This window comes from Mucisphaera sp., from assembly GCF_965279675.1.
Classification (GTDB): domain Bacteria; phylum Planctomycetota; class Phycisphaerae; order Phycisphaerales; family Phycisphaeraceae; genus Mucisphaera.
On sequence record NZ_CBDIIJ010000002.1, the window covers coordinates 53002 to 68416 of the forward strand.

A 15415-nucleotide genomic window follows, 5' to 3' on the forward strand; every position below is an offset into this window, starting at 1 on the left:
CAATCACGAGTCGGCCTTAGCCGTATAGCTACATCCTTAAATCAGTACTGGGTTTTGACGTTACTGTGAACCTTGCCTTCGACGCAGGGCAAGTCCAGTAAGTGCCAATAGCGTGACTGCCCCCGGCTCTGGCACAGCGGCTTCTTGCCCGAAGTTCGTCGCGAGCAGCGAGAGGTCGATCAGGTTGACCTGGGTGTCGATGTTGAAGTTGCCGTCGGCCCAGCCGGCCGTACTATCGAAGCTCGTGGCTAGAGCTGAGAGATCGATGAGATTGACCGTCTTATCGAGATTGGCGTCGCCGGGGAGAGTGCCGATGACGGTATCAATCATGACCGTGAAATCATTGGCGTCGACCGCATTCTCGCCGTCCAGGTCGAACTGCGGATCCGACGAAGCACCCAGAATCGCCGCGACGAGCAGATCGATGTCTTGGGCATCGATCTCTCCATCGCCGTTGAAGTCGCCGAGGATGCCCCCGCCGCTGCCAATGGAGACGATGCCATCGCTGATGAGCAGGCTCGTGTCCCATTGCAGATCGGTCGGGAGTGCTGGAAGATCAAGAGTGTCAAACTGCCCGCTCGCAGAACCAAAGTCGAGCACGTCGAAGCTATCGTCCAGAGATGGCGTGAAGCCGTCGATGAGTTCGATCTGGAAAGTACCTGCAGCAACCAGCGGATCGTTGCCGAGGCTTAGGACATCGTGATCGGAAACGCTCGTGCCCGCGATCTCGATGATGAGGCTCGAGGCTGTATCCAGGCTCAGTTCGCCGTTGATTGTGAGCGCACCAACACTCGTCCCGGGCGTGACCGTACCGCCGAAAGATGCGACGGGGGCGTTGATCGTGCCTGTCCCGCCAAGGGTGCCGAGCAGTTCAATCGAGAGCTCGTCGTTATCAATCGAGTTAAGATCGGAGAGGCTGCCGTTGACCTGAAGCGTCACACCGGTTCCGACAGTGACCTGATTATCTACCTGGGCGGCACCCTCCAGAACGATCTGGCCGGAGGTGCCGTCCGAGAGGAGTTCGAGATCATCGGCTACATCGAATGCACCGGTGAAGGTTACCAAGGCGCTATCGTGGAGCTTGATGACTCCGTCTCCACCGGGAGAGGCAAAGACGGCCTCGAACCCGGCCTCGACATCTGCGTTCACCGTGAGCGTACCCTCGGCCCCGCTGATCCCGAGTCCGCCATCAACCTCGTTAGGCAGGGCGCTGAAGAAGACGCCTTCATCCACGCCCAGGGTCGCACTGCCAACAGGCGAGAGCTTCCCATCACGGCTCATGCCGCGTACCGATCCGCCGGTGAACACACCCGCTGCAGCGATACGGATGTTGCCGCCCTGGCCGATCTGATACTGAGCACCAGCGTGGGACTGAGCTGCAGCCAGTGTAACCGAGCCCGTCCCGTCACCCTCGACGCGGAAGCGTCCGGAATCTAGATCCTGCGTGATTACTGTACCGGCGATGGTCAGGCTACCGCCGTTGATCACTTCTAGCGTGGGAACCCCTCCTGCGACTGCAGGAGCAAATGTGCCGAAGGTGCCTGTGACCGTCAGCTCGCCATCAAGGGTTGCGGATCCGTCCCCTGCGGGGAAGAGCTGGACTTCGTTGGACAAGGTGCGTGGACCGATCGGTCTGATCGTCGTGTTCACGCTGCCGTCAAAGCGGATCTTGGCGTTGGTCCCCAGGAAGTTGTCGTCGTCGAACTCGACCACCGCGTTCCTCAGGCCGACAAGCGACAGCCCTGTCGTTCTCGACCCCTGGAAGACGAGGGTGCCGTCGCCCTGGAAGTTGAACTGAGGCACTGGCACCACATCCACAAAGTCACCCGACCAGGTGTAGGTGGCGCCAGACTCTACAGAGATATTACGATCGTTGGCCGTGATAGCGATATCGCCGGTGTGAGTGAGATTGCCTCCGCCTGCGGATGCTATGCGTAGATCTGTCCCGGCATTGGCTGCAATCTGAAACTCGTTGGCAATTGTCCGGTCACCAATCGGGGCAATGCGGCCAGCATTACCGGGTGTCGAAATTCGGCCTGAACCAAAGGCGTCGTCGTTGTCAAAGATAACCAAAGCTCCGCCGTTAATGTCTGTCCCACCGGTGTGTGTGTTGGCACCTTGGAGGCGGAGGACTGTTTTATCACCCACCCCCGGCGCCACGACGAGTCGTGTCGCGTTGATGCCGCCGTTGGCATCCTGGATGACGCCCCCGTTGACACCGTCTACGACGTACTCGCTACCCGTTCCGTAACCGGTGAACTCCAGCACGGCCTCGAAGCCGGGGATCGGGATGGCGGCAATCCCCTCAAGACCCGTTTGCAAGGTAATGACGCTCGGCCCAACCGGTACGTCGAGACCACGAATACTGCGTGCCTGAAGCGTTCCGTTGGTGAGGGTGTATCCCGCGTTGGTTGCACCACCGTCGAACTCCGTGACGAGATGGACAAACGTCCCGCCGTCAAGGTCGACCACGCCGGGAGCCAGACCACCGAAGCGTACCGTGTCTCCTGAAGCACCGGATATGGGCACGCTGCCAGAATCCCAGTTGGCTGCGTCGGTCCACAGCGATGTGCCCGCCCCGCCATTCCATTCGACCACCTGGGCGTCTGATGAAGCCGCCAGAGAGACAGCGAGCAAGGCCGCCGTCGTCAGCATGTACTTGCGGTGAGTGGTAAGCATCGATCCTTCTCCTACTAAGGCCAGGTCTCTGTAAGCCATGACTGGTTTATGTCTCATCGCTAGTCGTGATGGCTGTGCCATACTCGGCACACGAGAACGTGCTGGAAGTGATCGCCAGGCCGTTAAGCCGGGCGACCAGGATGGTCTATGCAGAGCGCGTCGTCGTACGAGTTACGCGCGTCTTCGCATCAGGCCCGCACCCAGACCAAGCAGTCCGATTGCCGCGGTCGAAGGCGTGGGGATGGGGGTCTCAACCGAGAATCCGCGGACCAGCACACGTGCCAGGCCCGAGTTGCCGGCACGTCGATCAGAGCCGATGTAGAAGCCGATGGCCTGCACATCGTTGAACTCACCCGTGAAGGGCGTGCCAGTACCGACCATCGCATCGCTGAAGTAGATGCCCGCGTAGGGATCGAACTCCTCGAACTCAAACTCGTCGAAGGACGCGGCGGTGTTGCCTCCTCCAGCAGAGGAGATCGTCATCGTGCCAACGTTCGTGGGCGGGACAATGCTGAAGTTCGGAGCCGTGCCGATGTAGAACGTGTCATCCTGCTTGACGACCAAGCGGAAACGTCGGTCCTGAGCATTGTTGTTGCCGCCCGCAATGATCCTGATGATGGAGTCATTGTTCAGGACGACGTTGTCGGCGGGGTCTGAGCCGATCAGAAACTCTGTCTTTGGAATCAGTCCGATCAGACCCAGGCCATTGAACTCGTTGTTGAAAGGACCGATGTCAGGAAGAGCAGCCAGGCCCGCGCGATCGGGGGTCTGAATCCCAACGCGGATGAAGTCGCCGCCTCCGCTATCCCCAATCGACGCGAATTCGAGGACGCGGTTGCCTGCGCCAACCGTCTCAAAGCCGCCATAAAGATTCTGATTGGTCCCGGGCTCACCCACCCAGCCTTCCGGGGATGGCGTCATCGACTCAGCCTCACTGAACGAAAGGCTTGTCTGGAGAAAACCGGGGAGATTGGTGGGCGTACCCACATTAAAAACAGGGTCACCCGAGGGGGCAATGTTGGGCAGACGGTTCAGTCGCTGACTCTCCGTGACATTCCCGGTCCCGCCCCAGTCAATCACCGTGACATTCGCGGCCAGGGCCGGTGTCGCCGCCATGAACGTCATGGCGAGGATCGGCATTGCTTTGCTAACTTGCTGTGACATAGAGATTCTCCTCCTTAAGGGGTGTAAAAGACACTAGAAACAAACATATTGACACACGAGTCATGGACGAAGGGTGGCGATCGAGCCACCGGGGTCGAAGTAAAATGGAACGGCCACGCTTGGCTGGTCACTGTCGGGTTGATCGATCTTGGCGGAGACGGCTGATACAGCTTCCCGGCCCATCTGCTCATAAGGAAGAATCATGGTGGCCAGCATGACGCCAAGGCTGCCAGTGCTCTTCTCGCCAAAACCGGCCAGTGAAAGATCTTCAGGAACCGTAATGCCAACGGTTGCCGCAGCTACGGCGATGGGAGTGGTGGTGGTTTCGCCATAACCAATGATGGCAGTCGGCCTGTCGGGTGATGCAATGAACTGACGGTAGTAAGGGATCCGCTCTTCCGGCTGTAGATAGTTCCCGGGGCGAATCACTTCAGGGGTCAACCCCGCCGCCGCCATGGCACTCCGATAGCCAGCTTCACGATCCATGCTAGAGTGATGAGGTTCAGATTGATCCTGTGGGTGACTGTTGTCAGCGTAGGTAATTTTCCGGTGCCCACGCTCGATCAGAGTATCCGTTAAGCGATGGCCTGCATCGATGTCATCGGGGTAAACAGAATCAATCTCGCGTTTAACATTCATCCAGACAGATGGAGGCTTACATCTCTCGATCTCCTCCAACATGGATGCGGGTATACGATGCGTGTAGTTGATGAGGAAGCCATCACAAGAGAACTCTCGTAAGACTCGCGGCACAAAGCCGTCAACAGCGAGTTGCTGGTCGGGCAGCGACGCATGGATCAGGTGCATGTCATCTACTGCGAGTGCATCATTGATCGACTGAAGAAATCGCCAAGGTAACTGGCTGACTTCGTTCGAGCGACTCATCAGCAAAGCTACAGATCCAAATTTGCCTGTCGCAATTGCTTTGGCACCCGCGTTGGGACGGTAACCAAGCTCTTTTGCTCTACCACGTATCCGAAGAGATCTTTTAACGATCGAAGGCCGCTTGTCCTTAAGCTCACCGTTCAAGACACGGTAAACAGTACGCTGAGACACACCGAGTTCTCTACTGATCTGCTCTAAGAGGTGAGTGCTTGTGGACGCCATGACTGTGGCCGTATGGAGTGCGTGGTGAGTGATAACTGAAACGAGCGAAACGAAGACTGACCAACGCTGGCATTATTGCCAAATGTCAGTGTTGCCAGAATCATACAGCGTGATCGCCGATTGTAAACAATCCAATAGAGATAATTGTGCATTTTTTTTGAAATAGCTGGCTATGCCAAACACTCATCTCGACCTTTTCTGGCTGGTAAGTCATTTTTTTTACTGGTCTTATGCACTTCCTGTAAAGCAGATCCAGTTCAGAGAGTTGACTTGTGTCAGAAGCTGATGACTGAGCCAAAGCACTGTTTTGGCTCTGAGCCAATGTCCCGACGTTCTTCCTGAACTCGGTCCGCGAGATGCGGAAGACTGGCTAAAGCGCGGACGTCAGCAACAACAAAAGATCAATGAGTAGGAGGCGCGTCTCGGCTGAAGCGATCGCTCTGTAGCTGAACTAGGTCGGCGGCGAGCTTAGCAACTTCCAGTTCCAGACACCGGAAGGTCAGCTGGAGAAAACCGCAGACTACGGGTAGAAGTACCTTATGGGCAATACGACAATAGAGCTTGTAGACGGTACGTTTAGAATTAACCAGCGAAGTACCTATACAGCCGAAGCCGGTTTCCCTAATGCACATCCGCTGCTTTCAGGGAAGCTTCTCATGCTGAAGACTGCAAACTGTTTGTTTGATGATCAGAACTACCCATACTGCGGGAGTCGCCAGCATCCATACTGGGGAGAAGTCTCATGGGACTATCCAGATGGTCCATGGGATGCTGCACGCCATACTCGTGAGTTTATCGATTCGCTAGCTCTGTATGCTCGTTGCGGCTTTAATATGGTAAGTGCTACTCTTATGCAGAACGTTCCAACGGGCAGACCACACGACTATCCATGGGATTGCTGTGCTTATGACAGGGATGGCAGTCTTAAGTCTAGCTTTTCCTCTCGGCTGGATTCTGTCTTGCAGGCTACGGATCGACTGGGTCTCATAGTCTTTCTAGTTCTCTTTTGCCCTCGGGGTGATCATCATCTTCCAGTGCTAGGCTCCGAAGACGCAGATGATGAACTCGTTCGCACTTGCGTGGGGAGTGTCATTAGGCATCTCATAGATGGCAATCACACAAATGTTATTCTTGAAGTCGTGCATGAACCAGATAATGTTTACTCCCATCGCCTTTGTACTGGCGATTACGTACACGAGTTTATTCATTATGCGAGGGCTATCTCGGATGGACGTTTCTTGTTAACGGCGGGATATTGGAATCCAAGTGCACCATCAGCAAGAGTGCTTGCTTCTGTCGATTTCTTGTCGCATGGCGAGCAGAACGCGTCCCCATCTATCGTGAGGCGTGACTCAGAGAGCTTTCGACACACAATAGAGAGATTTGGTCTCAAGACGCTTCTTTTCTGTCAGGAAGTGAGCGGCGCGGCTTGTATTGAACCGGCACTCGAAACGAACACTGGGGTAGCTCTCTATAATCAGGGTGTGAACGATTATAATGAAGGCTATCAGTCAGTCCCGGTTAACTGGCGTCCGACAACACCTGCAAAGTGGAATCTTTGCCGACAGGTCGCTCACCTCACGGGTTCTTTGCCGCCGGGTCCATGCCCACCTCATACGAGTAAGGTTCCGGCATGTGTAGTGACAGGGCTTCCGGTGGGTGCCGCAGTTTATGACTGGTCAGTTATTGATCTGCGTGTACACGCCCCTTACTACCACCCATTATCAGAGGAGTATCGCCTAAATAGAGTTGAGTATCTTATAGATGATATACTTGCTGCAAGCTGTGGCTATGTTGACACAGACGACACCATAGATGATTCTATATTACAACTTAATGGTTCTGCTTTTTATTGAGGCCCTATGGGTTTTGATGTAAGAAGTTTAAAACAAGGGCTGCATAGTCTTCGGGTAATAACCAACTACCGCAGAGCATTTGTTAGCGAGCTTACTGGCGGCATAGCTACACTTGATTTTTTCATAGATTGAATCTTGTAAGCTGCAGATGGTTTTTGGGACTTACAGTTTGTGTGTTGAGAACTGTTGATAACCCTCACTCGCACCCTAAGCAAGCACCGGCTAGGCACAAGATCACGATTGCAGCTTAGCCATTACTATTTGCCCCGTATATGTAGTACCAATAGACCATCGCGATAGTTCATATTGCAATATAATTCGTAATTCGATATGCTAATTTCATTAAAGTGTCTCGCCATATAATCCTTGGAAGTACACGTAATCATGGATCTTGATTGTATCGAACTATTCAATGTCGCTGAAGCAGTTACGGTGCCGGGATCACCCGGCGCCGTACATCTCTCCCGTTTCCCACTACACCTTGAAACAAAGTACCTGATACCGAGGGGGAAGATAGCCGCGCGAATGTCTAACGGGTGCGAGGTGCGCCTGAGTACGGACGCGGACCCGATACTCTTCCGTATATCTTCCCCCGACGGCGCTCAGGTTGAGACGTACCAAGGCGACTTTTGGCTGCAGAGCACGACCCTCGAGCCTGGCCGCCATTATGAGTTAAAGCTTTTTCGAGCGGAGATGCTCAAGGATTTCCCAAGAAATGTCCAGGCGCAGTGTACCTACGGGCTCGACGTAATTCGACTCGTGGTCGATAACGGGGTGCTTTACCTTCATGACATCGATACCTACGGGCAGCCGTATCGCAAGCCCAGTCCGGAGTCTCTGCCGAGAACGCGTTGGCTGGCTTACGGCTCGTCGATCACAGAGGCCAGTTCACACGGCTACATCCATGAGGCCGCACGGCTCCTCAAGATAGATGTCTTGAACAAGGGCATGAGCGGGAGCTGCGGCTTGGAGGAAAGCACGGCACGCTATCTGGTAGATGACTGCGACTGGGACTTCACCACGCTCGAGTGGGGAGTCAACCTGCGCGGGCGCATCGAGCCTGACGAGTTTGAGCGTCGCGTCAATACCGCGCTCGATCTGTTCGTCAACACGGGTCGACCGGTATTTGTCATCACTGTACTGCCGAATCATGCTCATCTGAGGCTTGGCGATCCGGCAGTAATCGCGCGCCAGAACAGGTTTGATGAAGTTCTGCGGGACGCCTGCACCAGCCGAGCGCAAGCTCATCCAAATCTCTCGCTGATCGAGGGGCCCGACGTGCTGCACGAGTACTCCTGGCTGACTGCCGATCTGATTCACCCCACACGCGACGGACACGCGCGGATGGGTCGATGCTTAGCTGACCTACTATGCAAGAGGCTCGATTAGACACCCTTGTGGCTATGCCGACAATCTGCGTCTATCACCCACTTTATATGCACGCTACCCAAGAGCCATAGTGATCACTGATTAATCGCAAGTGCATAGTTGCATACACGCTGATTTTGCAGGCAGGCTATGACTCTCGTTGTAGACGATGTTGACTACATTGCAAGCCCAATTCAGTGATGCCAATCAAAAATGGTCCCCAGCATAGACCCTGGAGCGACTAGTAGCTGCTTATAAGCCTCTTGCATTCGCGAGACTGGCGTAACCGACGATATCAGTGGAGCAACTGTAATGACACCCTGTTGCATAAGTCCGACCATCTGTATCAAGTCATCACGTGTGAAGTGTGTCGCATGCAGTATATGAATCGCCTGAGATTGAGCAGCAAGACAGTCATAGGTGACAAGATGTCGTCCACCTGAAAGGAAGAGCCTGCCACCATAACGAAGAACACCAGGATCCCCTCGGCCGCGACCAAGTAAGGGCTGGAGAATTTCTGCACCGCTGGTTTCGATGCAGACATCGAAGCCAGCGCCCTGCAACTGCTGCCAGCTATCGTTATCAGGAATTTCAAGCGTTGTACTTATACCACATTGCTGAGCAACTGAGAGTCGATGAATACTGCGACTTGCAAGCGTGACCTCTGTCCCCATGGAACGTGCTGCTTGTGCGGCAAACTGCCCAATCAATCCTGCCCCGATTACTAGAACTCTCTGACCTTCACGGAGATCGCACAACTTAACATCTCTTAATGATACAGAGGCGACACCCAGCATACACGCGTGCTCGGAGCACAAGTCTTCTGGCAGCTCGACCGTAAGGTTGTCTGAGTCATCGCACTGAAGCCTATTGACCACGACATGTGAGGCATGGCGACCGAAATGACCGCAGAACACGCGCTTTCCAATCAACCGATGATCCATCGATTCACCAACTGTTCGTACTATTCCAACAAGCTGATAGCCGCACTGACATGGCCACTTCGAGCCTCCATATGGTCCACCGACCATGAAGCTGCGTTCGGTGCCGTTGGACATGCCCGAGTGCGTCACCTCGATAAGAACCTGTGATGCTTCGCAAGACGGTAGCTCATCAATACGCCAGCCGACATTATCACGCAGCGGAAACTCGATTGATCGAATGGAGTCTTGAAGGATACGCGAGGGCATGTCACTGCTCATATCATAGTCTAGGTTCATAGTATAGTTGAGTGCCGAATGATACTTCGTACCTATCGATGACGGATGCGTACTGATATCATATAGTCAGTTGGCGGTCATGACAGATTAAGTATGAATTATGCCATCTGTAGTTGCATATAGTTACTCATCGTATTATGATAGTCATGTATACGCTGAGCTATCTAATTTACTGAGCGCTCTAATATTTGCCAATGAATCGTCAATTGTGACTCTAGGCGGCAGATCGTGTATGACGCTGTCACAGAAGGACTCAATCATAGTACAGAATCTGTCACGGGTCTGTAGCTGAATCTCCTCCGGGTCACCATTTGTTGGTACGACGCGGAGAGTCTTTCCATCGAATAGATCACATACCTCAATGCGCCCCTCTGTGCCTATGATGTCAGCCACCGCCCGAAACTTGGTCTCCATAGAGGTACACAAATACGCGATACGACTCTTTGGAAAACTCATTAATCCAGCGTACGACGTCTGAAGAAGTCCGTCTTCTCGATGCACTGCCATGCCTTTGTACTCATCTGGCTCATCTGCCATCCAGTCGCGGATGCTTTTCATGCAATAACATCCTGCTTCATAAAGAACTCGACCGCCGAGCTCCGTCTTGGCACGCGTATCGTTATCCCAGTCATAGGTTGGGTAGAGTACTTCTGCACGAATGATACGTATATCGCCTATTCGGCGGCTAGCTAGCAACTTCGGTATGACGGTCATTTGGTCGGTGAAGAGGTGACTGAATGCCTCCATAGCCACTTTGCCGTTCCTTCGACAGGCTTGCCTGATATTGATGGCCTCGCCTTCGCTTAGAACCATGGGCTTCTCGCATAGCACGTGCTTACCTGCTTCAAGTGAACGAATAATCCACTCACAATGCAGGCTCATTGGCAGTGTACATAGTATGGCATCGATATGAGGATCGGCCAGCATACCTTCGTAGGTGTATGGCTTGCCAAGCGCAAGAGTCTCGGCATACGTTGCAGCCTTATCCTGACTGCGGCTAGCTACACCTATAACTTCCGCGTTTCGCGCCTGAGCCAGAGCAGAAGCGTGGCGATTCTTGACGATTTGCGACGCTCCCAGAAGACCAATTCTTACGACTTCTGACATAGTGGATGCCTCAAGACATAAACTTGAACTGCAGCTGCCACCATGAAACAACTAGTCAACATGTGAATGTATGTACCTGTGAATTTCTTCGCACCATAGCTAGCATGATGCATCTGATAGACGTTCATCCGTTACGAGCTTTCACTTCGAGCGCATTGTCTTGTTATATGTGCATACCTTAGCTTACTAAGCTGGCTTGCCCTGTTTGGCATAGAACATTCATATGTTGCATTATTATTCTGATTATACAAGTTTATCTTTTACCATATTCCTGCTGTATAATGTGTCTCGTACATCGATTGATTACACCGACTGCATACACTATCTATTAAGATCTCACAGAGTCACATGGATGAGATACTTAACAACTCCTTATTCGATACATGAACCCGTCATTTCTTAGCTACCGCACCATATCTTCGAGCGTAAACTATTCAGGTAGAGACTTCTTCGACGGAGCCACGCGACACGCATGCACGCGATACATTCATAATATCATGGACTGCTACTTTGGCACATCGCATACTCTTACCTGATTGCTTTCGCGACCGAACTACAACAGAAGCACCTATCCCAAGTACGCAGAGTGTTGAAGGCTCGGGGACGTAGCCGACATACAGTGGTATCAGACTGCCATTGCCATACCCGACGTAAGCATCTGATGCATACAGTCTCTTCGTAACGCCATCTCTTGTCTCTTCTACTAAGATGTTGTAGTTGCGTGGAGGGCTATGGAAGTTTGCTTCACCGATGGATACCGACAGACTCGACTCATTGTTAATAAACATCGGCTCGACTTTCGGCGCGCCTGTAGCATAGACTAGAGCACCAAGTATCTCAGTTGATCCGCCATTAACTGTCTCCACAACCGTGCCGCCCCTCTCGGTCTTAAGCCCCAGTATCCAGAGATTTCCCCCGTCATTGATTATCTTAGATCCTTGATTCTCTACATTAAACTGTCGTGCCCATACATTGATATCTTTAAAAACCCACTCGCCACCAACAACGTCTTCGAGATATAAATCACCACCCCCCCTGTTCGAGTAGCCGCCCTCTGTATGTCGGGAGTAGTTACGGATAACAAGGTCTCGGTTAGCGCGATGATCTATTTTGATGTTCGTACCATATGCTTCGGTGATTCGCTCAATGACGACAGTATCGGATGTACCCTCACTGATTCGTATTGTACCATTACCACGAATGCGGGTCTCTGTGCCAATGATGCGTTCCACTGTGCCGCGCAGCTGCAATGTGCCGTTAATGGTCCATTGGCCATTAGGCAGGTAGACAGTGGTTTTCCCTTCCGCCGCAGCAGCATCAATTGCCCTTTGAATCGCTGCGGTATCATCGCCTCGATCTCCAGAGTCCCCATTGCCCCCGAACTCTATGGGGCTGATCCAGTTGTCTAAAGAAGGCAGCGGTAGCTCTGGTGTTGGCCTAACCTCAAGACCCAGTGAACGCTTGGGTGAATCAAATAGTTGCAGGACCTGATGGCTGACGAAATGATCGATATATCCGCTCGGCACAACCTTGGAACTACTCTGGATACTCTTCGAATAGCCAACAGTATACACATCGCGAGCAACAAGCGCTGCTTGGCTACTTAGATTGATCGCACTATGTGGACTACTCCCAGTTGGCACATCGAAGCACGCACCATCGAGTGTGACCATCCCATTAGATACAATGTTAATAGCCGGAACAATATTATTACTTCTAATATTACGCATGGCAACAAACTGACCACTGTGGTAGATGCCGGCTGTTCTCTGGTTCTGAAGCGTAATATTCTCATATGTTGTACTATTAACTGTATAGCCGATCTTGATGCCGACGTCGAAGCCATCCACATGGATGTCGCGTATCATTGCAGGGCCAATCTCATCCGTGAAGGATAGGTCAAGCCCTACTGCTCCAGCTCCGTCGCCACTCTTAATCTTGACGTCCTTCACTGTTCCCTGGTTATTGGCTATAAACTGGATACCGGCTGCCCCGCTATTACCTGAGCCTGTATTCACAGTAAGGTTGTGTATTGCGTTGCGGAATCTCTGTGCGGGCGCTGCTCCTGTATTAATCACACCCTTACGATTAGTTACATCATTAAAGCCCGGCGCGTCATCGGCAAGTTTGATAATCGATAGATCAGAACCTGCCCCCTGCAGGATTGTCCGTTTTGATCGATTTCCACCGCTGGAGCCGAGTGGCCAATGCAGCGTGTTAGATACGTTATAAGTACCTTCAGGAAGGTAGATAATCGTATTGGCATTTGCGTGGTCATCCAGAGCTCTTTGAATGGCTGCTGTATCATCCCTGCCATCGTCTGCATTGGCGTTGTAGGGTGCGGCACTCACATCGACGACACGTGAGTCACTTGGGAATACGATCCCGGCGAAGGATGGTCGCACACAATGCAGAATCATCAGGGGGCACAAGAGCACAAAATGAATGCGAGTTAGCCACCTGTAGCTATCAGTGGTCCTGCACGAATAACTGCTTGAGCTGTAATACGCACGCCTGATCATCCGTCATTCTCCTTCTGTAAGTGCGATAAAGCCATACGCAGATTGCATTTATAATTCGCATGCGAATGGTGTCTAAGTTGAAATCTGCTTAACTACCGCGAGCGTCCTAGCGGTCATCTGTTCATGATTTAAGAAGATTTTAATGTCTGCTTATGTTTTGTCAACAATTAACTTTCTCGATCTGCTGTCGCAGATCACTTCTCCCTCTGAGACCAGTAGTCTGCTGGTCAGCGTCGCCAACGGTAGAAGCGCCGTAGAAATCCCCAAGGTTTTCCCTTGCCGTGACTTTCAGCTCTGCCCACTGCGGGTCAGTGACTTCAAGAGGCCAGCGCAACACCAGCCATCCGACCAAGAGTGATCCTTGCAAATCTGACACGATGAACCAGAATTGCAAAGTTGTTTAGCTGCGCCTCTGTCGATGAAAGACCGTCCTCTGAGACCTATGACCAACAGCTAGGGCGGCTGACGGTCAACCTGCGAGCCCAAGACGAATCCAAGCCCATTGGAGAACGCCGCTTGCCCAAGTCGAGGCATTTGAATAGGCCGTGAGACTTGCCCCCAAACAACCATTGCCTCTAAGTGCGTGCGGTTATATGCACTGTCCACAAAAGCAATAGCGGGTGACCGGACTTGAACTGGCGACATTCAGCTTGGGAATGCCCCAGGCTGCAGATCCGAAACGCGTAAGCGACGCTATCGCCGAGGGTTCTGGATTGCAAGCAATGCGGGTCTTGCGGCGGATCCGGCCGATCTGCGGCCGTCGCGCGGTGTAGAGGGGGTCTACATCGCGCACTGTGTGCCGGAACATCTGACCGCCCTCACCGGGCATGGCATCAGTCTTCTCGCTCGGCGATGAACCTGCTCAGGAGGGACACGTTCTCGCTGAACCTTTGGCTGCACAGATACCTGTCGCCAGGCTCAAAGATCGGCTGGCCTACCAGACGCCCGCCGTCGTAGATACTGACCCAGCGGCCCTGATCGTCCAGTTCCCGGAGCACCCGTCGGACATCGCTCACCGGTACACGAGGCCGCGGTTCAGCGATGCCCCGCTGTACCCGGCGGAGTCGCTGTCTCAGTTCGTCAATGCGGGATTCGACCTTCCAAGCGTAGTTCCCGGGCAGATTCTCGTCGCTGAATGTCGGCTCGTAGTCACGTCCGCGACGACGCATGTACAGCGGCCGGTTGGTCTCCAACTCGTAGTAGCGCGCAAGTCGTCCATCTTCGAGCGTGGAACGCTGAAGATAACGGAGCGCCGCAGGCAGGGGCTCTAGATACTTGTCATCGCCGGTGACCGACGCGATAGTGAGCAGCGTCGCGATCGCCTCCTGCGTCTCGTCACTCGCGATCGCGGGCGGCTCGAACCGACGCGCCCAGATCGGGTGCATCGCCTCGTCGTATTGCTGGGCCCACCCGCGCTGAGGCTCTGGCAACTGAGCCAAGACGAGGAAGTCGCCCAGTTTCCTTAATGCCGCAAGGTACCGAGGATCGTCGTAGGTCTCGTGGGCGAGCACAAGCACCTGCGCGACGTACCCGCAGACGTTGTCGTTGAGCGTGTACATGTCCCAGTAGTTCTTGATGCGCTTTGCATGTTGCCAATCACCGTCGGGAAAACGTGCTGGAATCACGGGCCGTTCACCGACCGGCCCCCTCCAGATCTGCGGGAATCCGCCGTTTGGAAACTGCGCGGCAAGCAGCGCATCAAGCCCGATGCGAGCGATCTCGCTGATCTGTTCGTGACGGAACTCATGCGCACGGTCCGCGCGGATCATGAGCATGAGTGCGGATTGTGACTGCCCATCATCGAGCGATGAAACGTTGCGGCCCCGCCCCTTCCCGTTGCGGTAGTCGGACACCCGTTGCCCGTCGGGGTCGAAATCGATGCTGTTTGTCCACCCGCCGGACTTCAGCTGTCCGTAGGCCAGTGCCAGCGCTGCGTCCGTGGCGGCATCCAGATAGAACCTTTCGCCGGTGGCTCCGTACGCGTCGAGATATGCCATGCCCACCGTCGGCGTCCCGGGCGGCTGAACCCAGATCTGATCTACGGTCGCCTCGCCCTCACCCCATCTCGTTCCGTCATCGAGGTCGTAGTGGTAGACGTAGCCGCCGTGGGTCGCAACGTGCTCGACGTAGTACGACGCGGCTGTGCGCAGTGCTTCGACGGCCCTAGCCCGCAACGGATCTCCCGCCGCTCTCGAGGCAGGACCGGCAAAGACTAATACGACCAGGATGAGAGCGGCTCGGATCGACGACGTCAGCATGAGGGCCTCCCTCACCATTGTACCGATGCGTGAAAGCGGGTGACCGGACTCGAACCGGCGACATTCAGCTTGGGAAGAAGAAATCCAAGGTCGCCGAAAAGCCCCTATAAGCCTGGGTATTGGATGAAGATAGC

8 protein-coding genes are annotated in these 15415 nt (G+C 53.8%); 1 reads left to right on the plus strand and 7 read right to left on the minus strand.

Annotated features, from left to right (window positions below; genetic code table 11):
* Positions 1–60: 60 nt before the first annotated feature.
* The 3 genes from ACQZAB_RS00395 to ACQZAB_RS00405 all read right to left on the minus strand — a co-directional run bounded on the left by ACQZAB_RS00395 (position 61) and on the right by ACQZAB_RS00405 (position 4728).
* Positions 61–2679 carry a hypothetical protein gene (locus tag ACQZAB_RS00395; RefSeq protein ID WP_428386202.1) on the minus strand — a complete coding sequence of 873 codons (2619 nt, stop codon included), beginning with the start codon at positions 2677–2679 and terminating at the stop codon, positions 61–63.
* Positions 2680–2850: 171 nt separating this feature from the next.
* Positions 2851–3843, minus strand: coding sequence for a hypothetical protein (locus ACQZAB_RS00400; protein WP_428386203.1), 993 nt, complete (start codon positions 3841–3843; stop codon positions 2851–2853).
* A gap of 60 nt (positions 3844–3903) precedes the next feature.
* Positions 3904–4728: a substrate-binding domain-containing protein gene (locus tag ACQZAB_RS00405; protein WP_428386204.1), complete on the minus strand. Its 825-nt coding sequence runs from the start codon at positions 4726–4728 to the stop codon at positions 3904–3906.
* A gap of 2771 nt (positions 4729–7499) precedes the next feature.
* Between ACQZAB_RS00405 and ACQZAB_RS00410 the strand changes: the two genes are divergently transcribed.
* Positions 7500–8195 carry a hypothetical protein gene (locus tag ACQZAB_RS00410; protein ID WP_428386206.1) on the plus strand — a complete coding sequence of 232 codons (696 nt, stop codon included), beginning with the start codon at positions 7500–7502 and terminating at the stop codon, positions 8193–8195.
* A 173-nt stretch (positions 8196–8368) separates the two neighbouring features.
* On the opposite strand, the gene ACQZAB_RS00415 is transcribed toward ACQZAB_RS00410, so the two are convergent.
* The 4 genes from ACQZAB_RS00415 to ACQZAB_RS00430 form a co-directional block, all read right to left on the minus strand.
* Positions 8369–9376 carry a zinc-dependent alcohol dehydrogenase gene (locus ACQZAB_RS00415; protein WP_428386207.1) on the minus strand — a complete coding sequence of 336 codons (1008 nt, stop codon included), beginning with the start codon at positions 9374–9376 and terminating at the stop codon, positions 8369–8371.
* Positions 9377–9538: 162 nt separating this feature from the next.
* Positions 9539–10501 carry a Gfo/Idh/MocA family protein gene (locus ACQZAB_RS00420; protein ID WP_428386208.1) on the minus strand — a complete coding sequence of 321 codons (963 nt, stop codon included), beginning with the start codon at positions 10499–10501 and terminating at the stop codon, positions 9539–9541.
* A 434-nt stretch (positions 10502–10935) separates the two neighbouring features.
* Positions 10936–12852, minus strand: a complete 1917-nt coding sequence (locus ACQZAB_RS00425; protein WP_428386209.1) for a glycosyl hydrolase family 28-related protein — start codon at positions 12850–12852, stop codon at positions 10936–10938.
* Positions 12853–13856: 1004 nt separating this feature from the next.
* A complete protein-coding gene (locus ACQZAB_RS00430) occupies positions 13857–15281 on the minus strand; it encodes a pectate lyase (protein WP_428386210.1) in 1425 nt (474 codons plus the stop codon).
* Positions 15282–15415: the final 134 nt, after the last annotated feature.